Origin of the sequence: Chitinophaga fulva, assembly GCF_012927205.1 — a bacterium.
Classification (GTDB): Bacteria; Bacteroidota; Bacteroidia; order Chitinophagales; family Chitinophagaceae; genus Chitinophaga; species Chitinophaga fulva.
Genome location: NZ_JABBGC010000002.1, coordinates 784,543 through 809,688 on the forward strand (window position 1 = coordinate 784,543; position 25,146 = coordinate 809,688).

At 49.5% G+C, this 25,146-nt stretch carries 23 protein-coding genes; 18 read left to right on the top strand and 5 right to left on the bottom strand.

Features of this window, described 5'->3' with window-relative positions:
• Positions 1-8: 8 nt before the first annotated feature.
• From HHL17_RS19725 to HHL17_RS19745, 5 genes are all read left to right on the top strand, one after another.
• Entirely contained in the window at positions 9-488 is a 480-nt protein-coding gene (locus tag HHL17_RS19725; RefSeq protein WP_169226517.1) for a carboxypeptidase-like regulatory domain-containing protein, read from the top strand.
• Positions 455-3,055 (top strand): SusC/RagA family TonB-linked outer membrane protein, encoded by a 2,601-nt coding sequence (locus HHL17_RS19730; protein WP_169226518.1) that lies wholly within the window; start codon positions 455-457, stop codon positions 3,053-3,055. The genes HHL17_RS19725 and HHL17_RS19730 overlap by 34 nt, the downstream gene beginning before the upstream one ends.
• Positions 3,056-3,075: 20 nt before the next feature.
• Positions 3,076-4,653 carry a RagB/SusD family nutrient uptake outer membrane protein gene (locus HHL17_RS19735; RefSeq protein ID WP_169226519.1) on the top strand — a complete coding sequence of 526 codons (1,578 nt, stop codon included), beginning with the start codon at positions 3,076-3,078 and terminating at the stop codon, positions 4,651-4,653.
• A 131-nt stretch (positions 4,654-4,784) separates the two neighbouring features.
• On the top strand, positions 4,785-6,428 hold the full coding sequence (gene pafA, locus HHL17_RS19740) for an alkaline phosphatase PafA (protein ID WP_169226520.1): 1,644 nt from the start codon (positions 4,785-4,787) through the stop codon (positions 6,426-6,428).
• Between the two features lie 137 nt (positions 6,429-6,565).
• Positions 6,566-7,189, top strand: a complete 624-nt coding sequence (locus tag HHL17_RS19745) for a hypothetical protein (protein WP_169226521.1) — start codon at positions 6,566-6,568, stop codon at positions 7,187-7,189.
• A 1-nt stretch (position 7,190) separates the two neighbouring features.
• Here the strand turns inward: HHL17_RS19745 and HHL17_RS19750 are convergent, their stop codons facing one another.
• Positions 7,191-9,377, bottom strand: coding sequence for an ATP-binding protein (locus HHL17_RS19750; protein WP_169226522.1), 2,187 nt, complete (start codon positions 9,375-9,377; stop codon positions 7,191-7,193).
• Positions 9,378-9,626: 249 nt separating this feature from the next.
• Positions 9,627-10,610, bottom strand: coding sequence for an ABC transporter ATP-binding protein (locus HHL17_RS19755; protein WP_169226523.1), 984 nt, complete (start codon positions 10,608-10,610; stop codon positions 9,627-9,629).
• A 233-nt stretch (positions 10,611-10,843) separates the two neighbouring features.
• Here HHL17_RS19755 and HHL17_RS19760 point away from each other — a divergent pair, with 233 nt between their 5' ends.
• A complete protein-coding gene (locus HHL17_RS19760; protein WP_169226524.1) occupies positions 10,844-11,824 on the top strand; it encodes a GlxA family transcriptional regulator in 981 nt (326 codons plus the stop codon).
• A gap of 82 nt (positions 11,825-11,906) precedes the next feature.
• Here HHL17_RS19760 and HHL17_RS19765 read toward each other — a convergent pair whose 3' ends face one another.
• Entirely contained in the window at positions 11,907-12,308 is a 402-nt protein-coding gene (locus tag HHL17_RS19765) for a VOC family protein (RefSeq protein ID WP_169226525.1), read from the bottom strand.
• A gap of 192 nt (positions 12,309-12,500) precedes the next feature.
• Here HHL17_RS19765 and HHL17_RS19770 point away from each other — a divergent pair, with 192 nt between their 5' ends.
• From HHL17_RS19770 to HHL17_RS19790, 5 genes are all read left to right on the top strand, one after another.
• A complete protein-coding gene (locus HHL17_RS19770) occupies positions 12,501-13,034 on the top strand; it encodes a GNAT family N-acetyltransferase (protein WP_169226526.1) in 534 nt (177 codons plus the stop codon).
• 87 nt (positions 13,035-13,121) lie between these two features.
• Positions 13,122-14,393 (top strand): erythromycin esterase family protein, encoded by a 1,272-nt coding sequence (locus tag HHL17_RS19775; protein ID WP_169226527.1) that lies wholly within the window; start codon positions 13,122-13,124, stop codon positions 14,391-14,393.
• 148 nt (positions 14,394-14,541) lie between these two features.
• Positions 14,542-14,853, top strand: a complete 312-nt coding sequence (locus HHL17_RS19780) for a hypothetical protein (protein ID WP_169226528.1) — start codon at positions 14,542-14,544, stop codon at positions 14,851-14,853.
• A gap of 236 nt (positions 14,854-15,089) precedes the next feature.
• Positions 15,090-15,479, top strand: coding sequence for a DoxX family protein (locus tag HHL17_RS19785; protein WP_169226529.1), 390 nt, complete (start codon positions 15,090-15,092; stop codon positions 15,477-15,479).
• A gap of 320 nt (positions 15,480-15,799) precedes the next feature.
• A complete protein-coding gene (locus HHL17_RS19790) occupies positions 15,800-16,567 on the top strand; it encodes a hypothetical protein (protein ID WP_169226530.1) in 768 nt (255 codons plus the stop codon).
• A 194-nt stretch (positions 16,568-16,761) separates the two neighbouring features.
• On the opposite strand, the gene HHL17_RS19795 is transcribed toward HHL17_RS19790, so the two are convergent.
• Positions 16,762-17,214: a GNAT family N-acetyltransferase gene (locus HHL17_RS19795; RefSeq protein WP_206156100.1), complete on the bottom strand. Its 453-nt coding sequence runs from the start codon at positions 17,212-17,214 to the stop codon at positions 16,762-16,764.
• 95 nt (positions 17,215-17,309) lie between these two features.
• Between HHL17_RS19795 and HHL17_RS19800 the strand changes: the two genes are divergently transcribed.
• Positions 17,310-18,722, top strand: a complete 1,413-nt coding sequence (locus HHL17_RS19800; protein WP_169226531.1) for an aminotransferase-like domain-containing protein — start codon at positions 17,310-17,312, stop codon at positions 18,720-18,722.
• Here HHL17_RS19800 and HHL17_RS19805 read toward each other — a convergent pair.
• Complete coding sequence (locus HHL17_RS19805) at positions 18,717-19,370, bottom strand: hypothetical protein (protein ID WP_169226532.1); 654 nt, start codon at positions 19,368-19,370, stop codon at positions 18,717-18,719. The two genes, HHL17_RS19800 and HHL17_RS19805, sit on opposite strands and share 6 nt — an antisense overlap.
• A gap of 113 nt (positions 19,371-19,483) precedes the next feature.
• Between HHL17_RS19805 and HHL17_RS19810 the strand changes: the two genes are divergently transcribed.
• From HHL17_RS19810 to HHL17_RS19835, 6 genes are all read left to right on the top strand, one after another.
• On the top strand, positions 19,484-21,190 hold the full coding sequence (locus HHL17_RS19810) for a hypothetical protein (RefSeq protein ID WP_169226533.1): 1,707 nt from the start codon (positions 19,484-19,486) through the stop codon (positions 21,188-21,190).
• A 50-nt stretch (positions 21,191-21,240) separates the two neighbouring features.
• A complete protein-coding gene (locus HHL17_RS19815) occupies positions 21,241-21,921 on the top strand; it encodes an NAD-dependent epimerase/dehydratase family protein (protein ID WP_169226534.1) in 681 nt (226 codons plus the stop codon).
• A 32-nt stretch (positions 21,922-21,953) separates the two neighbouring features.
• Entirely contained in the window at positions 21,954-22,565 is a 612-nt protein-coding gene (locus HHL17_RS19820) for a Crp/Fnr family transcriptional regulator (protein WP_169226535.1), read from the top strand.
• A gap of 52 nt (positions 22,566-22,617) precedes the next feature.
• Complete coding sequence (locus HHL17_RS19825) at positions 22,618-23,316, top strand: alpha/beta fold hydrolase (protein WP_169226536.1); 699 nt, start codon at positions 22,618-22,620, stop codon at positions 23,314-23,316.
• Between the two features lie 81 nt (positions 23,317-23,397).
• The gene (locus tag HHL17_RS19830) at positions 23,398-23,979 is read left to right on the top strand and encodes an RNA polymerase sigma factor (RefSeq protein WP_169226537.1); all 582 of its coding nucleotides are present in this window, start codon (positions 23,398-23,400) and stop codon (positions 23,977-23,979) included.
• Between the two features lie 42 nt (positions 23,980-24,021).
• Complete coding sequence (locus tag HHL17_RS19835) at positions 24,022-25,005, top strand: FecR family protein (protein WP_169226538.1); 984 nt, start codon at positions 24,022-24,024, stop codon at positions 25,003-25,005.
• Positions 25,006-25,146: the final 141 nt, after the last annotated feature.

Genomic DNA, 25,146 nt, shown 5'->3' on the forward strand with positions numbered 1-25,146 from the left:
AAACAGCTATGAAATTGCGAACACGATTCCGGGCATTACGTCCGGCTGGTATGCTATTGCTATGCCTCGGAATCATCCTTATCTCTGTCACTTCCCTGTATGCACAGGACGTTAACATCACCGGTAAAATCACCGGCACCGGCGGCACACCGCTTCCCGGCGTTAGTATCCAGGTGGCCGGCACCACCAAAGGCGCCAGTACCGGTGCCGATGGCCAGTTCAAGCTGAGCGCGCCTACAGGTTCTACGTTAAAGATCTCTTTTATCGGTTACCTCTCCAAAGAGATCAAGGTAACCAATGCCAATCCACTGCACATCACGCTGGAAGAAGATGTACAGAAGCTCAACGACGTAGTGGTAGTGGGTTATGGCACACAGAAAAAAGCTACGCTGACCGGCGCTATCACTACGGTATCTATGGCTGAACAGGAAGGCCGCCCGATCACAGCAACGCATTGCAGGGTGTTCCGGGTGTATTTGCCAACCTGAGCAACAGCCAGCCCGGTGTAGATCGCAGCACTATCCGTATACGCGGCGTTGGTACGCTCAGCAGCGCTTCTCCACTGGTAATGGTAGATGGTATTGAATATTCTCTGGATGAACTGAATCCGAATGACATCGAGACCATTACCGTACTGAAAGATGCTGCTGCCGCCATCTATGGTTCCCGTGCAGCCAATGGCGTTATCCTTGTCACTACCAAAAAAGGAAAGGGTGCTGCCAAAATCAACTACAGCTATTATCGTGGTTCGCAGAAAGCTACCTACCTGCCGGACATCATCGATAATCCGATTTCATACATGAAGTTGAAAAACCAGGCCAACCTGAACACCGGTGTTACCCAGCTCGACTACTCCGATGCAGAGATAGCAGAATATGAAAAAGGCATGGCGACTGACCCAATCCTCTACCCCGCCAACAACTGGTACAAGATCGCGCTGAAGAACGGCGTTATTCAAAAACACGACCTGAGCGTAGCCGGCAGCGGTGACAAGTATCAATACCGCCTGTCTCTTGGTTACCTGGACCGCAACGGTATCCTGTTTGGACCTGGCAACCATGAGAAAAAATATTCCGTAGGCCTCAACACCTCCATGCAGGTAACCAACCGGTTAAAAGCTGGTATCACTTTAGACGGTTATTACCGTAACTATACCCAACCGTTCTACAACTCCTCATGGGAATACCTGGCCAGGGCCCTCCCTATTCTGACTGATACCCTGGCAGATGGCCGCTATGGCAACTCCTGGCTGAGAACAGCAGGGCGTAACAACTGGGAGCATCCCCGTATGTTGTCCTACAATGGTTTGCAGACCAAAATTGTACAACGTTTCCTCGCTACCGTTTTTGCAGAGTATAAATTACCTTTTGATATCACCTATAACATCAAATTTGGTGTAGACAAATACGATGGCCAGCTGACACAGTTCACGCCACGTATGTCTACCTACGATCCAAAAACCAACAAGGTTACCAACTGGAACAACCAAACTACCGCTCCGCGTTCGTACAAGACGGATTACAATGATATGAACATCCACTTCTACAATACGCTGGACTGGAAAAGGACTTTTGCCGGCAAACATAATGTGAGCGCCATGGTAGGCGCCAGCTACGATGCCTTTGACAGTGATCAGTTTGATGCCAGCATGTATGGTTACCTGGATGCCACCCTCGACGCATTGTCTGCCGGTACCGTATGGAATGCCACTACCGGTAATACCACTCGTGATGTACTGGAATCTTATTTCGGTCGCGCTAACTATGATTATGACGGTAAATACCTGCTGGAAGCCACTTTCCGCTATGATGGTTCCTCCCGTTTCGGCAATGGCCACCGCTGGGGTTTCTTCCCGTCTGTATCTGCCGGCTGGCGTATTGACCGGGAATCTTTCTTCCAGTCCAAATTCATCGATCTCCTGAAGCTGCGCGCATCCGCCGGCCAGATGGGTAATCAGGCAGTAGCCCTCTATAGCTATACTCCGTCTGTTGTCTTAAAAGAAGACTACAGCTTTGGGGGTGTACTCAGCTCTGGTGGCGCCACCAAAGACTATGCAGACCCATCTATCAGCTGGGAAACTACCACCACCTACAATGTGGGCGCCGACATTAATGTATGGAAAAGCCGTATAGCCCTGACCGTAGACGCGTACAAAAAACGCACTACCGGTATCCTGCGCACCGTTGCCATTCCTTCACAGGTAGGCAATCTGAACGGTCCCAAACAAAACGTGGGCACCGTGGACAACACCGGTATAGAAGTAGTCCTGCAATACCGCAACAACATCGGTAACCTGGACTATGGCGTATTTGGCAACATAGCATACAACAAGAACATGGTCGTAGACCTGAAAGGAGAAAAAATCTACAGCGGTAACACCATCACCCAGAAAGGCTCTCCTATCGATGCCTACTACGTATTGTTGTCCGACGGGATTTTCCAGAGTGATGAAGAAGTGGCCAAAAGTCCGTTCCAGAACACCAAAACCAGGGCCGGTTATATCAAGTACAAGGATGTCAATGGAGATGGCATTATCAACGGAGATGACCGTGTAGTACTGAACAGCTCTTCCTCTGTGCCTAAATGGACGTTTGGTTTCGGTTTCAATCTCGGTTACAAGGGTATTACCCTGAATGCCTCCTTCCAAGGCATCGGTGGCGTAAAAGCTTATCCGACCGGCAACCTCGCCATTCCTTTCAACAATGGCGCCAATGCCACCAAAGAATGGCTGACAGACGCCTGGACACCAGAAAACACCAATGCCCGCCTGCCTATTGTTACCACCGGCGGCAGCGACAACTTCCGTGGCTCCGATTTCTGGCTGCGTAACAACTCCTACATCCGTATGAAGAATATCCAACTGGGTTATTCCCTGCCGGAAAGATGGTTGTCCAAAGTAAAGATCAACAAGGTGAATGTATTCGTGAACGGTGAAAACCTGTTGACTTTCTCCCGTTACAAAGATTTCGATCCGGAATCCATCCTGGACCAAACGACACTGTACCGTTACCCGATGCTGAAAACATTTAACGGCGGCTTAAACGTGACCTTCTAATGCACCAAACCATGACATCAATGAAAACAAGATATATTGCACTGGCCTTTGCCGGAATAATGGCAGCCTCCTGCAACAAAAGCCTGCTGGACACCGCTCCGCATGATAAATACACAGAGGAAACCTTCTGGACTACTCCCGAAGCTGCCAATGCGGGCCTTACCGGTTGTTACTCCGTGCTGCGCAACGATGGTATCTATGGTGGTAAAGGCTCCAACAACGCCACCGCTTTATGGGACGAAACCCTTTCGCCCAATGCCTGGACCCAGACGGACGTGATGAAATTCAATTCCATTGCCTCCGGTTCCCAAATGGCCAGCTCCGGCGGGATCATCAGCTCCCGTTACAGCGATTGTTACAGCGGTATCGGACGTTGCAATACCTTTATCAAAAAGGTAGATGAAGTACCGGGCATGGATGACAAACAGAAACAAGTCATGAAAGGCCAGGCCTATTTCCTGCGCGCCTTATATTACTTCCAGCTGCAAAACTACTATGGTGGGGTGCCGCTGATTCTTGATCCGCCCAATAAGGAAACACAAAGTCTCCTTCCGCGTAACAAGCGGGAAGAGGTTGTTGCACAGGTACTGAAAGACCTCGATGCTGCTGCCACGCTGTTGCCGCTGACCTATGGCGCAGCCGACAGAGGCAGGGCGACCAAAGGAGCGGCCATGGGCCTCAAGGCTCGTGTGTTGTTGTTTGAAGCCAGCCCACTGCTGAATACTGCCAATGATGCCAACAAATGGGCTGCAGCAGCAGCCGCTGCCAAAGCAGTCATGGACCTGGGCGGCACCGGTTATGGCCTGTTCGACAACTACCGCAACCTGTTCATGAAACAATACGAGAACAACAAAGAAGTAATCTTTGATGTGCAGTACCTGTTCCCGAACCAAGGCAACTCTTTTGATCTGATCTGCTCACAATACAATTCCAATGCGCCTTTGCTCGGTCTGGCGCAGGCTTATTACATGAAAAACGGCCTGCCTATCACCGATCCTGCCTCCGGTTATGACGCCCAGAAGCCATATCTGAACCGTGATCCGCGCTTACAGGGCACCATCACTTTCCCGACAGACATCTACCAGGGAAAAGTAGTAGACACCAAACGTTTTGCTATTACCGGCTATGGTGTAAAAAAATTCAGCGTGTATGACAGCATCGTACCTGCACCTACAGATGCAGACCTGAAAGGCGGTCAGTCTGAGATCAACTTCATCGTGCTGCGTTATGCTGATATCCTGATGATGTATGCTGAAGCGCAGAACGAAGCCGCCGGTCCGGATGCCACTGTCTACGCAGCACTGAACCTGATCCGTGACCGTGTGCGCATGCCTCACATTACACCTAATCTCTCAAAAGACGATATGCGTAAGGAAATAAGACATGAAAGACGCGTGGAATTTGCCTGCGAAGGGCTATATTACAATGATATCCGTCGCTGGAAAACAGCAGAGACAGAGCTGAATGGCCCTATCTATAACTACGCCGGCAAAGAGATGGAGAAAAGGGTATTCAATCCCAAACGCGACTACTGGTGGCCTATCCCGCAAACAGAGAAGGACCTGAATCCCAATCTGGAGCAGAATCCGGGATACTAGTATTCATCCAGCTATTTGTCCGTTCATACAAAAAAAAGCAGCATAATTGCTGAAACGGAATAAACTTAGCGGTTCTGGCCTGAGGGACCAGGACCGCTAACTATTTACAGCTATATAGAAATCTAAAAAAAATGACCAGACTAAAACTCTCCGCCCTGCTGATGATGGGCTCCTTAGCCATCGGGCAGGGACCATCGGCAATGGCACAAGCACCGGAAAGGCCCAAACTAGTAGTGGGAATTGTAGTGGACCAGATGCGTTGGGATTACCTGTACCGTTATGCTGACCGTTATGAATCCGGTGGCTTCAAAAGAATGCTGAATGAAGGCTTCTCCTGCGAGAACACCACCATCAGCCATCTCCCGTCCTTTACCGCTGTAGGACACAGCACCGTATATACCGGGTCAGTGCCTGCCATCCATGGCATCACCGGCAATGACTGGACCGATCAGTTGACCGGCAGAAAATGGTATTGCACCGAAGATACCGTCGCACAATCCGTAGGCAGTACTTCCAAAGCCGGACAGATGTCGCCGCGCAACCTGCTGGCATCCACCATCACCGATGAATTACGTTTCGCCACCAATTTCCGCGCTAAAGTAGTGGGCGTGTCCCTCAAAGACCGTGCCTCCATCCTGCCTGCCGGGCATACGCCTAACGGCGCTTTCTGGCTGGATGATGCCAACGGCAGCTTTATCACCAGCACCTACTACATGAAAGAGTTGCCGGAATGGGTAAAACGTTTCAATGCCAGGAAACTGCCGGAGCAGCTCATGTCCAAACCATGGGAGCCATTGTATCCGATCAACAGCTACGTACAGAGCACCGCTGACAACGTATCCTGGGAAGGCACCTTCGGTGGCGAAAAGGCACCTGTGTTCCCGCACAACATGAAAGAGATCTACAAAAAAAATCCGGGCAGCCTGCGCACCACGCCATCCGGCAACACCCTCACACTGGAATTCGCCATGGCAGCCGTAGAAGGTTATAACCTGGGCAACGGCGAAGCCACCGACTTCCTCACCATCAACTGCGCTTCTACTGACTATGTAGGCCATCAATACGGGCCTAATTCCATTGAAGTGGAAGATACCTATCTCCGTCTCGATAAAGACCTCGCCGGCTTCTTCAGCTATCTCGACAAAAAAGTAGGTAAAGGCAACTACCTCGTATTCCTCACCGCAGACCACGGCGCTGCCCACTCTGTAGGCTTTATGAACGAATACAATATGCCTGCCGGTTTCGTGAAAGACAAACCCATGATGGCCAACCTCGACAGCCTGCTGGCTGTTCGTTTTGGCGTGAAAGGCCTCGTACGCTCCGGTATGAACTATCACGTGAACTACGACGTCAATAAAATAGAAGCCAATAAACTGGACTACGACGCCATCAAAAAGGAAACCGTAAAATTCCTCCAGCGTCAGCCAGGTATACAGTTCGCCGCAGATATCGATAACCTGGGCGACAGTCCCATTCCACAGCCGATCAAAAGCATGATCGCCAACGGCTACAATCCTAAACGCACCGGCTCCGTGATGATCATCCCCGAACCAGGATGGTATCAGGGCTTCGAAAAAGGCACCACTCATGGTAACTGGAATATGTACGACATCCACCTTCCCCTCGTATTCATGGGATGGCATGTTCAGCATGGCGCCAGCAATGAAATCACGCATATGACAGACATCGCCGCCACATTGGCTGCCATGCTGCATATCCAAATGCCGAACGGCTGCGTAGGCCGCCCCATCGAAAGCGTTATCAGCGGAAAATAACCTCCCCGTTCCCAGGGCTGAAGCCCTGGGCTACAATAAGGGCTAACGCAGGCCCCGTGTTGCTGCCGATGGAAAACAATTATATTGCGATTGTTTTTCACCGGGCCCGCAACACGGGTTTTTCATTTTTTTATGATATGGGTATAATAGATCAATTGGCGACGTCCCTGGGGAGAAGAGATGAGGGCCCTAACCAGGACCTGGCTGCTGATGTGGCCAACAGGAAAGACCTTGGGGCGGTAAAGGAATTGGTAGCTTTGCTGCATCATCCTGATAGAAACATTCAACAGGACGCCATCAAAGTACTCTATGAAATTGGTACCGTACAACCCAAAATGGTCGCTCCTTATCTGAACGATTTTCTGACACTGCTCGACAGCCGCAACAACCGCATGCAGTGGGGCGCTATGACAGCGCTCAAAACCATCGCACCAGAATCACCCCATGGCATATACGCTGTGTTGGGCAAACTTGCAGCTATCGCTGATAAGGGCTCAGTAATTACCCGCGACAGTTATATGAGCATCCTGGCAAGCCTCTACCAGGTGGCTGCACAGGCGGCAACAGTGTTCTCGCTTTACAACGAACAACTGCTGCAATGCCCGGTGAATCAGCTCCCTATGTATGCTGAGCTGATGGCGCCTCTTATCCGGCCGACAGACGTTCCCCTGTTCCGCAAAACGCTGAACAGCCGGTTGTCCGATATGGAACAGGCATCTAAAATCAAAAGGATAGAAAAAGTATTGAAAAAACTTTCGTGAATTAGTTCTGCTCCGGTATTATTTTCTCACCAAGGCGCAGGTTCCTGCGGATAACACGATAGATGTCCATTTCCCGGAAAGGCTTCATCAGCCAGTCGTTGAAGCCGGCACGCCTGAAATCGCGCACGTCCTGTTCAGTGATATCAGCCGTCAGCGCCAGCACCACTACCCCAGCCTTCTGAGGATCAGCATCCTTACGTATCCGTTCCACCACTTCCAGTCCGCTGAGTTTGGGCATATGCAGATCGAGCAACACGAGATCATACTTCTGCTGACCGAACATGCGCACCGCTGTTTCTCCATCGCGGGCCATATCAAAACGGCATTTCCAGCGGGTCAGCATCATCTTCATCAGTAACAGGTTCATCTCCTGATCTTCAGCCACCAGTATATAACGGCCTTCCATAAACGCTCCTACCGGTTGTTCAGCTTCCACTGCAATTGGCGCTCCATGACCCTCAGTAGTGGTCAGTTCATACGGTATCCGGCATACGAACTCCGAGCCTTGTCCTACCTCGCTGGTAAAGGTGATACTACCGCCATGCATTTCTACCAGCTTCTTCGTGATCGCCAAACCAAGGCCGGTACCTTTGACGGTTACCCGGGCCGGAGCCACCTGATAAAAACGTTCAAACAGGTTGGCCTGGGCTTCCTTACTGATGCCTTCTCCGGTATCTTTTACCATAAAGGTGAACAAACCATGGGTATCGGAATGCACTTCCAGTGTGCCCGTTACCGTTACACTGCCGCTGGGCGTGTATTTGACAGCATTACTGATCAGGTTGAGCAGAATTTGTTTCAGGCGAAACGCGTCGCCACGAACTTCCCGGCGTTGTTCTCCTTTAAAATCAGCCGTGAATTCCAGGTTCTTTTGTACCGCCAGAATGCGGGTGGTATTGATCACCTCTTCAAAAGTATCATACAGGGAGAAGGGTTCGTGCAGGATGGAAATGTATTCCTTTTCCAGCTTGGAGAAGTCCAGTACATCATTGACCACCTGCATCAACATATCCGCAGATGTTTCCACGGAACGCAGCAGGTCGCGCTGATTAGCAGAAAGCTCGGAATGCGACAGTTGTTCGCTGAAGCCCACTACGGCGTTCAGCGGCGTCCGTATTTCATGGCTCATATTGGCCAGGAACTCTGTCCGCACCCGGGCCTGTTCCCGCGCAGCCCCTTCACTGGCTTCCAGTTGCAATTCTTTTTTGCGTAGCAGCCAATACGTGCCTAATGCTGTCGCTATCGCCAGCACGAGGGAAACGAATCCCCATACCGCAATGCTACGCATGGTACTGGCATCAGCGTACACGGACTGTTTGGCTTGTTGCTTTTGTTGTGCCAGGGCTGTGGCAGCGTTCTCTCTTAATGCCACAAGCAGCGTGTCCAGTTCTCCCAGCATGGAGATATTGGTACCGGCGAGTGACTGCTCGTCGGCGTCTATCTTCAGGCGATTGGACAGCTGCGTGCGTAGTATCTTCTTGTAGTATCCGTTTACGTCTGTGATAATATCTTTCATCCGCTGTGCGTCATAGGTCTCCTTGTCGATCACTTTTCCGCTTTTGGTTTTTACCAGCACAGCCATCTGGGCTTTTACGGTGTCTCCTTTGTTTTTACCGGAGAAAGCGTTGCCCAGCCGTTTGAAAAAGCCTTTCTTTTTCTCCGGTGCCGCCTGCACGTTGCTCACCGTGTCCATGGTCACATCATCTTTTTTGATCTGTGTGACCTTGTAGGAAGGGATGCTGCTGAGCAACTTATCGATACGGTCATCTGTGAGGGAGGTAGACAACATGGAATCCGTTGTTTTTTTCATCTGGGCAATCCGTTCGGAGACCTCCGTTTTTTTTGCTACCAGTCCGTCGAACTGTTGATGATTAGGGGTTTGAGCAAGCATGCCTGCCACCCTGTCTACCGACGACAGTACTTCTCCCAACTGGACAGAGAACTGTTGCAAATAGTTTCTTTTGTAGGTAATGGTGAACATGCGGAAATTATTTTCCGCGCGGCTGAGGGTCAGCAAGGCATTGTCCATGGTGCGTATGCCGGGATTGTCGCGGGACAGCGTATCTGCTGATGCCAGCAATTTTCCTGCACTACGCTGATGAACATCATATCCGAAGATAAACAGCACGCCAATGGCAAAGGCGGCCAGGGCCAAAACAACGAAGAATACTTTAAGTGATCGACGCATGTTAACGTATAGTTGGGTTGATGAATAAACGAGACGATACAGTAAATGAGGAGGTTACAGTACTGATGGTTACTGATACGATTAAAACAATACGATTAAACTGAGACGAGAAAAAAAGGAAATGGTTAAAGATATGGTCAGCGCTTTCAGCTGCTTCTGAAGGGAAGGTAAAGAAAAATTAGGAATTAACAGCCGGGGCCGTCAGTATTTAAATACTGACGGCCCCGTACTTCATTTATCTTATCAGGATTAGAGATACCAAACTTCGTCGGGATGGACGGAGAGGAACACGGTATCCCCTTTTTTCACATCGGATTTGGCGGTCCTGATCAGGACCGTGTCTTTAGCGATGGTCACCGCCGTTTCATAAAAGCTACCGTAGAAACGTATATGTTTTACTTTTCCTTTGACAGCTGATTCGTTTTCCTGCACCAGCATGAGGCTTTCGGGGCGAAGGAAAAGATTTTTGCCGTTGGTTTCCACCCCCTGCAACCCGGCGAATTTCTTCGCTTTGGCAGGACTGAAGAGATTATACGTCCCCAGCAAACCCGCCACATATTCGTTGACCGGCCGGCCATATACCTCCCGGGGTGTGCCCTTCTGGACAATTTCACCGTCTTTCATGATCAGCACTTCATCGGCCCAGGAAAGGATGTCCAGCGGGTCATGGGAAATGAGCATGCAGGTGATATCCAGGTTTTCCGAGATATCGTGGATGACTTCCTTCAGTTTATTTTTATGGATAAGGTCAAGGTTGGAAAATGGCTCGTCCAGCAGTAACAGGCGAGGCGCCGTGACCAGCAGCCTGGCCAGTGCAATACGTTGTTTTTCGCCGCCGGACAACTGGTCTGTTTTTCTTTTCAGCAGGTGGGAGATCTGGCACAGTTCATATAATTCCGTTGCCGAATCTTCTGTAAGCTTATTGTTGTAAGACAGGATTTCCTCCACGCGGTAGTTGTTGCGCAATTCAAAGTGCTGCGACAGGTAAGCGATACCAGGTTGTCCGGGAATCAACACCTCCAGCGGCCCTTCTACCCTTACGTCTTCAAAAGACACCTTACCGGCATCGGGCTGTGCAAACCCGCCGATCATCTTCAGCAGCGTACTTTTACCGGAACCTGTTTCCCCGGCAATAGCCACTTTTTGAAATTTATCCACTGTGAAGCTGATATCCTTCACAACCGGAACACCCAGTTGATTTTTACTGATGTTGGAGACCGTTAAAAAGCTCATATATCCTGTTTGTCTGTTTACCCGGGAACGCCCGATCGAAAGACCTTTCAATCGGACAAATATAACAGAAAATGGTAAAATGCAACCCCATGACAGTCATTTAACCATCCCAATCCTTGCTGGCAAGGAGTTACGTCCGTGTAAAGAAAATTGTTAATATATCGTCCCCAGGGGGTGTATTTACGCCAAACGAAGGGGTTGATCCCGACAAACACCCCATTTACCTTTATCATATGAAACACATATCTATCCTGGTTCCCAGAGGAGCCGTACTAGGCAGTATTGAAGGGCCTCGTCAGGTGTTTACTGAGGTAAACAAGATGTTGCAAAACAATGGCGACTCCCCCATGTTTAAGGTGCAGCTGGTAGGGCTCACCCGAGAGGTACCCGCATGCGGGGGTATGTACACTGTTTTCGCGGATGCCACTACCAAAGACATCCCCAAAACAGACCTTATCATTATCCCGGCGCTGGATGGTGATATGCCTAAGCTCATTGAACAAAACAGGGAGTTCCTTCCCTGGATTGTGCAACAGTACAAAGGCGGCGCTGAAGTGGGCAGTCTTTGTGTAGGCGCTTTCCTGCTGGCAGCTACCGGGCTGGTGAACGGTCGCAGGTGTGCCACTCACTGGATGGCCGCCAACGATTTCCGAAGAATGTACCCGCAGGTAGACCTGGTGGAAGATAAAATCCTCACCGACGAATATGGTATCTATTCCAGTGGTGGCGCTTTCTCCTACCTCAACCTCATTCTTTACCTGATAGAAAAATATTGCGACCGGCAGGTCGCTGTATTCTGCTCCAAGGCTTTCCAGATAGATATTCAGCGTGACAGCCAATCGCCCTTTATGGTGTTCCGTGGCCAGAAAGACCATGAAGATGAACCTATCCGCAAAGCGCAGGAGTTCATTGAGAAAAATTTCACTGAAAAGATCACGGTAGATCAGCTGGCCTATATGTTTACGCTTGGCCGGAGAAACCTGGAGCGGCGATTTAAGAAAGCTACGTCCAACACCGTGGTCGAGTATATTCAGCGGGTGAAAATAGAAGCCGCTAAAAAGAGCCTTGAATCATCCCGGGAGAATGTCAACGAAGTAATGTACAACGTGGGTTATACCGATCCCAAGGCTTTCAGGATCACCTTCAAGAAGATCACCGGTATGTCGCCGGTACAGTACCGGAACCGGTACAACAAAGAAATAGAAGTAGAATAATCAATTACAAATTACGAATTAAGGGCTCTTTTATGGGAAGTGTACTTAGTACCCTCTACATAAGAAAGCCCTTAATTCGTCATTACTTCACAGCGGTTGGTTCCATGAACATGTACTCCCAGAAATGGCCATCGAGGTCACGGAAACCATGGCCATACATAATCCCATGATCTTGCGGTGCTCTTGGTGCAGTAGCGCCAGCAGCCACCGCTTTGGCCACAATGGCATCCACTTCCTCCCTGCTATTGGCAGAAAGACAGTTGAGACATTCTGTATGTGTGCGGGTATCACAGATCTCATTATTGGTAAAAGTCTGGAAGAAAGGCTCTGTGAGCAGCATCACATAGATGGTATCGGAAATTACCATACATCCGGCTTTATCATCTGTGAACTGGGGATTAAAGCTGTATCCCAGCTGCGTAAAAAACTGAATGCTTTTCTGAAGGTCTTTAACCGGCAGATTAACGAAGATAGCTGTAGCCATAATTAGATTTTTTTTGTGCTTAATGTTGATGCAAACTTATATCGATTTTCCGCCCCGCACAGCGTCCAAAAACGACAATAATGGTGGTAAAATGCGACTGTCTAAAACAGCCGCACCAAACTGTACCACTTCTTTTTACACCATGTGTACCACAGGAAAGGCTGATCACCGGATTACCTTTGCCGTGAAACAATGAATAAAGAAATGGAGACCGTACTGAACATCACCACCAAATTTGTAGTTGTCAACGAAGCCAGCATACAGGCACTGTTTTCCCTGATCACCGGACTAGCCCGGGAGAAATACGGACAGTTGTTGTCCGCCGCTCAGCTGGACGACTATCTTAGCAAGTTTACGCCGCAACAACTCACATCAGACATTAACAATTTCTCCAATCAATGGCTCATGGTCTATGCAGACAACGAGCCGGCGGGATATGCCCTGATCACTTCCGCCGGTAAACGGCCGGATATGCCTACCGAAAAAAAAGTAAAACGGTTGGCTGGTTTTGGCGTGCTAAAACAATATGCGGACAGTGGCTGCGCAGCGGCACTGTTGAAAAAGTGCCTGGTAGTTGGGCAATCCTACGACGCGCTATGGATGCACGAGTACGCCGGCAATCCGATGTTACCTTATCTTGAGGAAAATAATTTCCGGCAGACTGGTCAACAGGACGAGCTGGAAGACCTGCCTTTACAGGGAGTATACCTGATCAGGCGAAAATGATTAAATTACCGGGAAGGAGGTCAGACCGATGGTACTTTTAAGCAAGCAGGCCGACTTCCCTGTACATCATTTTATGCACTAACAGTTATGCTTACACGCAAATCCCTCAGGCCATTGCTACTGGCCTTCGCCTTCTACAGTCAGACAGCCGCCGCACAGGCGCCCAATATTCCGAATGCTGTTGAGATCCGTTCCATAGATCCGTCGGACGACCGCTATGCAGACCTGGAGCCGCTGCGCGCCGCCATTGGCCGTTCCAGGGTGGTGATGCTCGGAGAACAGACGCACGGAGAAGCAACTACATTTCTCGCTAAAACACGGCTCATTAAATTCCTACACGAAAAGATGGGATTTGAAGTGCTGGCTTTTGAAAGCGGCCTGTATGACTGTGCCCGCATCTGGGACAACACCATCAAAGGCGGACAGTACTCCAAAGAAATAATCGGCAGCCTGTTTTTCATGTGGGCCACCAGTAAACAGATGCAGCCGCTGCATGATTACATCCAGGCGAATGTGAAAAGCGCTGCGCCGCTGATCGTCACCGGTTTCGAAAGCCAACATTCCGGCGAATTTGCCAAGACAAAGCTGTTCCCTGATTTTGAACAGTTCCTGCAACAAAAACATATTTCCCTGCCAGACAGCAGTTGGCAATTATTCCAACGGGTGTCGGTGGCGACTTTCGCCTCCAACCAGTACCGGCCCACCGCTGCGGAACAGGAAACCTTCTTTAAGGTGCTGAATAAACTCAAGGCCACGTTGTCCAAAGAGCAGGACAAACCGGCGCACTTCACCGCGTCGCCCGGTTTCTGGTTAAAGGTGACCGAAAGTATCGAATCGCAAGCGCTGCGCTACTGGGGCCTGGTGACCGGCAACGAGCTAAGTGTGCGGGACAAGCAGATGGCAGAAAACTTTATCTGGCTGGCAGAGAAAGTATTTCCCGGCAAAAAAATTATCGTGTGGGCGCATAACATCCACATCGCCAAAAACACCAGTAAGCTGGAAGACACCAACGGTAAGCCAATACCCTTCCTGCAAACATATGTCCCCATGGGAACCACGGTGAGCAAACATTTCGGCAAAGCAGCTTATGCTATCGGCTTCTCTGGCACTACCGGTACCTATATTGACTTCAACAACGGTCAAACCGCTAACGTACCACCAGCAGTGCCGGCCAGTGTAGAGGGACAACTCGACGCCAGTGGCTACGCACAGGCTTTTACAGACTACCGCACCGCCAAAGGCTGGTTACGGCAAAAACAACAGGCTACCCTGTTTGACTTTATACCCGTGAAAGGCATCTGGCCGGATACCTTCGACGGCCTTTTCTATATTCATACCTCCACACCGGTAGACCGATGATACATTGGGGAATTTTTTGATTTACGATTTTTTGATTTGACCTTGCTCAGGTCGCTTTCAATCAAAAAATCGTAAATCAAAAAATTCCTAAATTATTTTTATCTTAGTAGCATTCCTCGTCGCAGCAACCAATAATCAATTTAACCATATGGCGTCATTACAGTTCGAGAACGTATCCGCGATCCTTGCAGAAAATCCCGGCGTATTCAGTAAGCCAGCCGCAGAAGAGTTGTCCCGTCTGACCCACGGAGACACCGTTTGTCTGTTTTTTGTTTATGGTTTCAGTACTTCCGGCCGCAAGGCAGAGCGGCTGCTGGCAAAAGTCACGGCCGTGGAAGCCCACCAGTACAAAGGTATATTGCTCTCTCCTACGCAGCATGTAAAAACCATACAGCAGGGAGATGAGATTACTTTTTCCAGCGAGCATATTGCTGCAGTACTGGCAGAGCGCCACTGTTAAGCGTTTCCCCTTTTATCTTTTTTGTCCGGTACAGCAGCAGCACAACTGCTGCTGTATCTTTTTTACACTTCGCCGCAAACACCCCCCAAGAATGTCGGAATTGCACAACATACATTATCACAATTGACAGTACTTTTGTATCAGTCAATCACCACAAGGCTTTCCGGAAGGGTTTGAGGGTTGTTGACAAAAAATGATTCACTATCTTTTTAAACCTAAACTAAACAATTACACTCATGACAACGATAACTGCTCCTACCAAATCTGTACGTATCACTGGTAAAGTGATCAGCATCCTGGTGATTCTCTTTTCACTGTTTGATGCTATTATGAAAATAATCCAGAATAAATATTCCATGGAGGGCTCTGTAGCGCTGGGATGGCCCGCTTCACAGGTACAGTTCATTGGTTTTGTACTGCTGATCGCCACCATTCTTTACGCCATTCCGCGTACAGCGGTACTGGGCGCCATTCTGATCACAGCATATCTTGGCGGCGCCGTAGCCATTATGATCCGTGCGGGACAGCCGTTCTGGTTTGCTGTAGTCTTTGGCATACTCACCTGGGCGGGATTATACCTGCAGGACAACAGCATCCGTAATCTGATACCCTTGCGTAAAGATTAACCACAGATTAATCACATAGGATATCCGGGGAAATTGGTGCATCACCAGTTTCCCCGGATTTTTTTTACCAGGACTAGCAGGGTTCTTCGGATCAAGTTGAAAAGTTGGGAGCCGAAAGACGGTGTATCTGTTTTCTTGTTTTGCATTTTCAAAATTTTCTAAACCTGGTTCACCCGGCTTTAACGGATATCTAATGCCTGATGCACTCCGCCTGAATATTTTCCCTGCAGCCAGACCATACTATTGAATAATCTTCAGTATAGCTATCAAATGGCTTTTGCTGATAATGTTATCTTTAGCTATCATCAGTATCATTCGTTATGGCAAAACAGATTTCTATCATCACTTTCACCGGCAGGCTCGGCAACCTGATCGGTTACAGGCGCAATGGCAAACACTTCCTGCGAAGCATGCCTTCATACGTCCGGCAGACGGCAGCTACCCGCAGGGCTGCTCAACGATTTGGCATGGCCAGCAAAAAAGGAGCGCTCATCCGCAGTGCTTTTTCCGGCAGGTTGGATGCTGGTTGCGATAGCGGACATATCAACAGGTTAACCAGCGCACTCATTCCCGCCACCGGCAATAACATCAGGAGCATTACCGGGTTCAGGTTCAACCGGCATACGGGGACAGACAGGTTTCTCATCCATGCACCCAGGCTTTCCCATGATGGTATCCTGTACATTTCGCCACAGGCATTACCTGCATACAAAGGCATCGACAGCCTGGAAATAAAGGTGATCGCCGCCCGTATCGATTTCGCTACACACCAGGTAGTAGGTACAGAAAGCGCTGTGCTCATAGTAAAAACCGGAGAAGATTTTAAAGGGGCAGCATGTAATGTGGATGTACCGGGTAAAGGAACATTGATCGTTGTTCTACAGGTAAGAGGTATACAGGACCATGTTCCTTCCTGCAACACGAAATACTTCGCCGCTGATATTATTGCAGCAGAGCCGCCACAACCCCTGCCGGAGGTCCCGCACAAACAGATCTGTTCGGAACTCCCCCCGTTAAAACTGCAGTCAGAAAAAATACCCGCCGCAGCATCAGTGCAACTCCTGCTCCCTGTCATTCAGCGGGAATAAGCCATTTCCTGCCTGGCAACTGTATACTGATGAACAAACATAACTCCCTTTGAACTACATACTTCAACCTACTGCCCGCAGGCTTAACCTGAAGCCTGCTGCCTTTACGTGCATGTCCTGCATCTTCTCCATCCTTCCTGTTATATTTCATTAAAACTATACATCCAAAGAACACCCCCGCATCAAGTCCACCTTTACCCCTGGGTTACTCCGTGTATACGTTTCAGATAGACATCCGGCCGGTGCACTTCCATCATCGATGCCGCATTGCCCAGGCTTTTGAAGCCATAGCCCCGGTACAACTCATGTGCGTCCAGTGTACTTAACATGAACCGGCGCAGTTTTCCCACCCATGGCTGATCTGTCAGAAAACGCATCATACTTTTGGAAACACCCTTTCCGCGATAGGCTGGCAAAACAAATACATCTGCCAGCCACCCGAAAGTATGATAGTCCGTAATGACACGGGCAAAACCAATTTGTTTGTCGTCCAGAAATGCACCGATACAAAAAGAGTTTTCCAGCGAGGCTTTCACTATTTCAAAATCGATCCCTTTTGCCCAATAGGAATCGTTTTGCAGGAACTGATGTATGGCAGCGAGGTCCATCCGCGCTATGCCTGTCTTAATCTCCAATTGACTGATCATCTGAAAATGTTTCAACAAAAATGATAAAAAACAGTACATGGACACAGTTACAATTTTTGTATTTTTGATAGACACAGTTAATAAACCGGGGATTTATGAAGAAGGATTATATCTATCAGCAGATAGCGCAGAAAATTACGCAGTTGATCCGCAACGGCGTATTAAAACCGGGTGACAAACTGCCTTCTATCCGTACCATCTGCCAGGAACAGGGGATTAGTATGAATACCGCCAAACGTATCTATCTTGACCTGGAAAGCAAAGCATTGATCACTGCTAAACCGCAATCCGGTTACTTCGTCACGAAAGCAGGCCACCGGCAGTTGCCTCTGCCCGCAGCCAGCAAGCCGTCAGGGAAAGACAGCCGGTCCATACCAGACCAGCTGATCAGTAAAATATATGGCGGAACGGAGCGCAAAGGCGTGACATTCTTCTCTGTTGGTGTACCAGCCCCGGAACTGTTGCCCGTGGCCAAGCTCAACAAATGCCTGCTGAAAGCGTCCCGGGAACTGAAAGACAGCAGCACCGGCTATGAACCCTTACCGGGTAATGAAAAACTACGACATGCCGTAGCCAGGCGCAGTTTTATGTGGGGTGGCAGTTTATCTCCCGACGACATCATCACCACCAACGGCGGCATGAATGCTATCAGCCTTTGTATGCTGGCCCTTACCAAGCCCGGCGACACCATTGCCACCGAGAGCCCGCTGTTTTCCGGTATTCTGCAACTGGCGCAGAGTATGGGTTTACGGGTGCTGGAGCTTCCTACCGATCCGCAAACGGGTATCGACCTAAAGGCATTGAAGGCAGTCGTTAAAAATATCAACCTGTGTTTGCTGGTATCCAATTTCAGTACGCCACTGGGCTGTTGCATGCCGGATGAGCACAAAAAGGCAGTAGTACAGCTGCTGGACCAGCACCATGTTCCATTGATAGAAGATGACTTGTATAGCGACTTATATTTTGGCGCCTCACGGCCTTCCTCCTGCAAGGCTTTTGATAAAACCGGGAATGTATTGTGGTGTAGTTCTGTTTCCAAAACACTGGCGCCAGGGTATCGTGTGGGATGGGTTTCTCCCGGCCGTTATAAAGAGCAGTTGCTCCGGATGAAATACGTACATATGTTATCCACCTCTCCCCTTATGCAGGAAGCCATTGCCACATTCCTGGAGAACGGCGGCTACGACCTGCACCTGCGCAAACTGCGGGACACGCTGCATACTAACTGTATCCACTATACGAATACAATAGCCGCCCATTTCCCCGAAGGGACCCGCATATCGCGGCCGCAAGGCGGGCTGTCGCTCTGGGTGGAACTGCACAAAGACATCGATACAACGGAGCTTTACGAGCAGGCCATCCGGCAAAAGATAAGCATTTCACCTGGCCGGATGTTTACGCTGCAACAGCAGTTTGACAACTGTCTGCGGTTATCAATGGGCCTTCCATGGTCGGAGCAGTTGCAGCGCAAACTTCAGCAGCTGGGGAGGATTGCGGGAAATCTATAGCTCCTTAAAGTCATAACGGTCTTCCATATACTCCCAGGCCTCCTCTGTGCGGCTGGTGGCGATGAGTGTTTCGCTGACGCCTCCCTGCTTATCGGGAAAATACCATATTAAGGTATCCTGATACCAGTAGATCATGAGATTGCCTGGTTGGTTTACCACTATTTCCCAATGCTGCGCATCTTCCAGTACAGCCGCTATCTCTTTATCATCCATGCCGGGATAGAGGCCCCCCTGCCATTCGTAACCGCCCTGCGCAAACTGATAGTACAGCACTGTTTCGAGAAAAGTAGTTAACGCATCATCTTCCGCATACCATTTATCTTCCGGATACGGGCATTGATACACTGCTGCCTGATCATTACCTGTTTCACTTAACGCTATCCCCCACACGCATACCCCCTGATTTTCTTCCAGAAAAACCAGTTTGTCGCCTTCTATGAAAAGTTCCTCCACCGGTGTAAAATGCTGGAAGACATCCATCACCGTTTCTTCTTTTCCGGCTAACCGGTAAAACGATTGCAATACAGGCGCCAATTGAACACCCAGCTTTTGTTCTGTTGCTGCTATCCCCGCTGTGCTGGCGCCGTCTTCCGGCTGTAGCTTCCGGCCCAGCAGTCTTTCTATAATAAATTCCAGTTTATTTTCCATGCGTGCAAAAATGGTATAAAATGAAGTATAAAAAAATGTTTTTTGCGCTGGACAACTTGATAACGACACGGCATAGATGTTGTTTTGTATAACCTACTTAACTCACATTTCCTATGTCTGGTAAATTAATGGTAACCTGCTTATGCGCACTGAGCGTACTCTATGCCAGTGCCCAAAACTCCCCTCAAATCATCGCACAAAGTCAATCCTTTGAGGAACCGGAAAATGGCGCCAGCCGCCTCCTGCTTATGCAAAACGGGCATACGCTTTTCTTTCACTTCACCCCCGGCCGTGGAATAGATGTCACGGTGTACGGCCCCGATCATCGGGAGCGTGTTGTCACTCATGCTAATATTGAGTCATGGAAAAACCAGCGCATGCGCTTTTCAGAACTGCGCGGGATATACGAAATCAACGGTCAGGCCGTCGTTTTCCTGGAAAACCAAATCCAATGGAAGCCACGTTTGTACCGTTTTATTTTCGACAGCAACAATGGCTCTCTACTATCGGAAAAGCTGATCGCCAGTCTGCCTGGTCCGGCCCTGCTCAGCCGGACGCCGGAGGTGCATGACAACCAGCATTCGCCCGTGTTCATGGTCCGGAAAGATCCTTCCAGCGATTATTATGCAGTAGCCATGAGTGATCTGGGCACACGGAACCCTGGTCAACAGCTAAGGGTCTGCCACTATAGCCCGCAGCACGAGCTGCTGAGTGATGCTCCTTTTGACCTCGCTGACCGTCCCTTTAAGTACATTGACATCGCCGATATGTATGTACAGGGTGACACCAGTGTGTTCGTAGCCGCCTTCGCGTACAATGCAGGGGTGTTTCAAAACAGGGACTCCCGGCTTGTTATCGGTACGCTGCCGCGTGGCAGACAGTCCTTTCAGACCGCCCTGCTGGAGCATACTGCCCGGCTGCAAATAAGAGATGTGGCCATGAAGTACCATCCGCAAAGCGGAATGCTTTACCTGTTGACCAGCGCGGAAGAAAAGCTGCTTAAAAAAAGCGGAGAAGAGTTCATTATGCGTAAGCGTTTCTACGAACGTTATGCGTTGCTGATGAATATCATAGACCCACGCAACCTGTCTGTAAAACAACACTATTTCGTAGTGCATCCCTTGCTGAACAAATATGCCAAGGAACACCTGCAATACCGTTATGCCTATGAAGGCGTTGCGCAGGACTTCCACATTAACGCCGACGGCACTACGCAAATATTGTTTGAGGAACTGAATGTGGAAGCAGCGCAGCATACCAGCTTCAACCACAACGACAGTACCGGCGGATTCCATACCACCGCTTCCGGAAATTATATCAGTCGCCTCGGGGAAATCGGCATCTCCAGGCTGGATACAGCCGGCAGAGAGACAGAGAGCTACGCCATTGCCAAAGATCAGATGGCACAAGCCAATGTGGACATCTTCCATATTAATCACCGGAATCAATCCGGATGGACATTCCGTGATAATGGCGACTGGCTGAACTTATCCGGGTTTGGTTCATATGATTTCTTTCACGCAGGCGGAAAGGACTATATTCTTTACAATGATGCAACTGCCAATATAGAAGATAAACGGGAAGATTACCGCTCCAAAGAACGGATATCATGGTTCAGCCGGACCAATACGGTATGTGCTGTTTATGACAACGGACAGATCACTAAAACATATCTGTATGGCGCCCCACAAGCGGGAACCTCCCGGTTTTCACAGCTGGAAATGATCACCCGGAGCAAAGACGGAAAATCATTTGCCACGATGATGATTGAGAGGACAGGTAAAAAGAAAGAAGCCCGCGTAGTATGGGTGACGCTCTGATTTGGGCAACTGGCCAAAAGCAATTAACTTACCATGTATAAAACATCACCATGAACGAACTCCGGCAACTGAAAGTGATTGTTACCGGTGCCAGCGGTATGGTGGGTGAAGGAGTGCTTTATGAATGCCTGCATCACCCGCAGGTGGAGCGCGTGCTGATCATCAGCCGCAAGCCCAGTGGTATCAGCCATCCCAAACTGAAAGAGCTTATTCATCAGGATTTCCTGGAGCTGTCTCCCATTGCGGAGCAGCTCCGGGGCTATGACGCCTGCTATTTCTGTCTTGGCGTATCTTCCCTCGGCATCAGTCAGGATGCCTATTATCATCTCACGTATACCCTCACCATGCGGGTAGCCGGCGTGTTGAGCGAGCAGAACAACGACATGGTTTTCTGTTATGTGTCCGGCGCCGGGACAGACAGCTCCGAGAAAGGCAGTCGCGCCTGGGCACGTGTAAAAGGGAAAACCGAAAACGATCTGATGAAGCTGCCATTTGGGAAAGTATATGCTTTCCGGCCGGGCTTTATCAGGCCTACCAAAGGGCTCAAAAACACGCATACTTTTTACCGTTTCATCAACTGGCTGTACCCCATCGGCAGGGTAATCCGGCCCAATTACTTCTGTACGCTGCGGGAACTGGGACAAGCCATGGTAAATGCTACGCTGCTGGATTACCCGCGGCAGATCATCAACGGAAAAGACATCATCCGGCTGGCCAAAAGCAACAGCTGATAATTCCCATAATTTTCCATTATTTTTACGCCATGACAACTTATGAGCTTCCATCCTGGTATCAGCGGCTGATGAAAAAATATCCGGTGGTGACGCCGGAAGAATGGCAACTGCTGGATACAATAGCCTCCGTAAAGCATATCCGCAAAGGAGATTCTTTTCTGCGCTATGGTAAAGTGGCCCGCTATTCTGCTTTTGTCCTCTCCGGTATGTTCAAGTTTTCCATCCTGGACGACGAAGGCAATGAAAAAATAGTGCGGTTCGGTTTCGCAGATGATTTCCTGGCCAACTGTGAAAGCTATAATAAAAAAGCGCCGTCCGCCGTCAGTATCACCGCCATGGAAGACGCCGTGATATTACGTATCAATATCAAGAAGTTACAGCCCTTGTACGATCTGCATATGAACCTGCTGCATGTAAACCTACAGTTGTTCCAGGAGTTGTCAGAACAGCAGTCGGAACATCAGTACATCCTTTCGCTGAAAACACCTTTACAACGGTACCGTTTCCTGCTGGAAAGACGCCCGGCCATTATCCAGAAAATATCCCTCACCAACATTGCCCGTTATCTTTATACCAGCCGCGAAGCCTTAAGCAGAGCGCGTTTGTACCTGCTGGACCAGTCCCGCAACTTTTGTGATTGAGATCACAGACGCAGAAAGCACGAACTGATAATTTTGCTTCAAAAAATAATATATGAAGCAAAGCATGATTTTATTACACGGACTTTTCGGCGGGCTTAGCAATTGGGAAGGTGTTATACAGCATTTTGGATCACGCTATGACATTCACATTCCGTCACTACCTATTTATGATCAGCACAACCAGGACAATCTTGAATACCTCGTTCGTTTCCTGGAACAATATATCGAGCAACATAAACTGGAAAAACCTGTACTGATCGGCAATTCCCTCGGAGGCCATGTGGCCATTCTCTTTACTCACCGGCACCCTGATAAAGTGTCCCGGCTGGTGCTTACCGGCAGTTCCGGTTTACACGAAAACAACATCATGGGCAATTATCCCAAACGGGGCAATTATGAATACATCCGGGAGCGGGTAGCCTATACATTCTATGATCCGGCCATTGCCACCGATGCCCTGGTAGACGAAGTGCTCCAGATCACCCGGAACCGTATCAAATGCCTCCGCATTGTACAAACAGCCAAATCGGCGCAGCGTAACTATGTAGCTTCCATTTTACCGGAGATACCTACCCCCACCTTGTTAATTTGGGGAGAAGAAGACCGTGTCAGTCCACCGGATGTAGCGCACGAGTTTCAGCAATTGTTGCCCGATGTGCAACTGGTCATGTTATCCGCATGTGGCCATGCCCCGATGATGGAGCGTCCGGAGCAGTTTAACCGCATATTGGAAGAGTTTCTGGGAAAGTAATTCAAACGTTTGCATAATGCACCGGTTTTTCTTACATTAGAGCATTCATCAACCAATCTTGCTTCTTTAAGGGGATGTTCAATGCGTATGAAAGAGCTGGGGGATTCCGTATTACTTGACAAACTAAAACAGAACGATAAAGCAGCCTTTACTGAGTTATACAACCGGTATTGGGATAAAATGTACGTGATTGCCGTCAACCGCCTGAATAACCCGGCGGAGGCGGAAGAAGCCGTACAGGAAGTCTTTTATAATATCTGGAAGCGAAGGGCCGACATATCGGTGACCCTTTCGCTTCCTGCTTACCTGGCTACCGCGGTGAAGTACGAAGTACTGAATACGCTGGCACGCCAGAAGCGTTTCCGTTGTTATGAAAAATATACCGCCTATACCGGGGCCACTGCCGACGAGTCGGCCGGGGAACAGCTGCAGGTAGCGGATATGCAACGCCAGTTGCAACAGACCATCAAAGCCCTGCCGGAACAATGCCGGCTGGTATACCGGCTGAGCCGCGAAGGCGGTTACTCCCGCAAAGAGATTGCTTCCACCCTTGATATTTCAGAAAAAACTGTCGCCAACCATCTCACCCGGGCGTTAAAAAGTCTCCGGGGCACGTTCACAGAGCTTTTCAGAATAATTATAATTTTTTTGCTGACCCGCTAGGACATCTATCTTCTTTATTTGTCATTATATATAAATCCACCAATGCAACATCCACCACCAAGGGTCCGTGAGTTGGCGCAGAAATGGCTGCAAGGCACTATTTCCGCAGCGGAACTCGAAGAATTCAACGACTGGTACAACCAGTTCGATGATGAAAAACTGATACTACCGGCAGACAGCGATGCGCCGGCCGTTATACGGGAACGCATCCTGCAACAGCTTACCGCGCGGATGCAGAGCGAACAATCTTTGCCAACGCCTGCGCCTAAACGTTATAACTGGTATGGCCTCGCAGCAGCAGCCTGTCTCGGCGCGCTCCTGCTACTGGCAGGGCAACGTTACCACTGGTGGTCCACTACTACTGCTATCCACGAAGTGAACAGCGGTCTGGCCATGCAGAAAGTCATACTGCCCGATAGCAGCATCGTATGGCTAAAGCCCAACAGTCAACTGCAATACCCTGCTCATTTCCGGGAGGACATGCGGCAGGTACAGCTGACAGGCGAAGCGTTGTTTGAAGTGACCCAGAGGCCCCGCCAGCCTTTTGTGGTAGAAGCTGGCGGCTATACCGCCAAAGTACTGGGCACCAGCTTTAACCTACGGGTACTGTCAGCCACCAAAGGCGTGGAACTAAGTGTGCTCACCGGCAAAGTAGCAGTGGCCGGCCATGCCAACGGACAACCAAAACAAGCCACCGTACTGGCGGCACGGCAAAAACTGGTGGCAGACAGCAGCCAGTTTACCGTAAAAGCCGTAGTGCCCCGGGAACAGTCGCTCCTGGAAGCAGGCACACAGTACAACATGAATTTTCACAGCACATCTTTCCCGGAAGTCATACACCGGCTGGAAGAAAAGTTTAACATCAGCTGTCAGATAAACGGCCAGGGACTGCAGCGCTGTAGCCTTACCGTGGACCTGACAGACCAGTCATTACAACAATCATTGGAACTCATTGCAGCCACCAGCAATGGCAGATACCAGGTACAGGACGGAAGCATCACCTGGAGCGGAGAAGGCTGCCGGTAAAAACAAATTATCAACCTAACATATGATCAGCGTCAACATGTAACCAAACAAAAACAGGGATGCGTCAACATCCCTGCAAACGGCTTAGTCTCTACATTTTATTAACCAAACCATTACGAAGTTATGCAATTAAATGATTGT

Coding starts and splice junctions, on each gene's coding strand:
- HHL17_RS19755 (WP_169226523.1), bottom strand. CDS start 10,610: ATGAGCTTTTTAACGGTCTCCAACATCAGTAAAAATCAACTGGGTGTT.
- HHL17_RS19830 (WP_169226537.1), top strand. CDS start 23,398: ATGCGTATGAAAGAGCTGGGGGATTCCGTATTACTTGACAAACTAAAA.
- pafA (WP_169226520.1), top strand. CDS start 4,785: ATGACCAGACTAAAACTCTCCGCCCTGCTGATGATGGGCTCCTTAGCC.
- HHL17_RS19790 (WP_169226530.1), top strand. CDS start 15,800: ATGGCAAAACAGATTTCTATCATCACTTTCACCGGCAGGCTCGGCAAC.
- HHL17_RS19765 (WP_169226525.1), bottom strand. CDS start 12,308: ATGGCTACAGCTATCTTCGTTAATCTGCCGGTTAAAGACCTTCAGAAA.
- HHL17_RS19800 (WP_169226531.1), top strand. CDS start 17,310: ATGAAGAAGGATTATATCTATCAGCAGATAGCGCAGAAAATTACGCAG.
- HHL17_RS19745 (WP_169226521.1), top strand. CDS start 6,566: ATGGGTATAATAGATCAATTGGCGACGTCCCTGGGGAGAAGAGATGAG.
- HHL17_RS19725 (WP_169226517.1), top strand. CDS start 9: ATGAAATTGCGAACACGATTCCGGGCATTACGTCCGGCTGGTATGCTA.
- HHL17_RS19735 (WP_169226519.1), top strand. CDS start 3,076: ATGAAAACAAGATATATTGCACTGGCCTTTGCCGGAATAATGGCAGCC.
- HHL17_RS19795 (WP_206156100.1), bottom strand. CDS start 17,214: ATGATCAGTCAATTGGAGATTAAGACAGGCATAGCGCGGATGGACCTC.
- HHL17_RS19780 (WP_169226528.1), top strand. CDS start 14,542: ATGGCGTCATTACAGTTCGAGAACGTATCCGCGATCCTTGCAGAAAAT.
- HHL17_RS19835 (WP_169226538.1), top strand. CDS start 24,022: ATGCAACATCCACCACCAAGGGTCCGTGAGTTGGCGCAGAAATGGCTG.
- HHL17_RS19760 (WP_169226524.1), top strand. CDS start 10,844: ATGAAACACATATCTATCCTGGTTCCCAGAGGAGCCGTACTAGGCAGT.
- HHL17_RS19785 (WP_169226529.1), top strand. CDS start 15,090: ATGACAACGATAACTGCTCCTACCAAATCTGTACGTATCACTGGTAAA.
- HHL17_RS19775 (WP_169226527.1), top strand. CDS start 13,122: ATGCTTACACGCAAATCCCTCAGGCCATTGCTACTGGCCTTCGCCTTC.
- HHL17_RS19815 (WP_169226534.1), top strand. CDS start 21,241: ATGAACGAACTCCGGCAACTGAAAGTGATTGTTACCGGTGCCAGCGGT.
- HHL17_RS19805 (WP_169226532.1), bottom strand. CDS start 19,370: ATGGAAAATAAACTGGAATTTATTATAGAAAGACTGCTGGGCCGGAAG.
- HHL17_RS19810 (WP_169226533.1), top strand. CDS start 19,484: ATGTCTGGTAAATTAATGGTAACCTGCTTATGCGCACTGAGCGTACTC.
- HHL17_RS19770 (WP_169226526.1), top strand. CDS start 12,501: ATGAATAAAGAAATGGAGACCGTACTGAACATCACCACCAAATTTGTA.
- HHL17_RS19825 (WP_169226536.1), top strand. CDS start 22,618: ATGAAGCAAAGCATGATTTTATTACACGGACTTTTCGGCGGGCTTAGC.
- HHL17_RS19820 (WP_169226535.1), top strand. CDS start 21,954: ATGACAACTTATGAGCTTCCATCCTGGTATCAGCGGCTGATGAAAAAA.
- HHL17_RS19750 (WP_169226522.1), bottom strand. CDS start 9,377: ATGCGTCGATCACTTAAAGTATTCTTCGTTGTTTTGGCCCTGGCCGCC.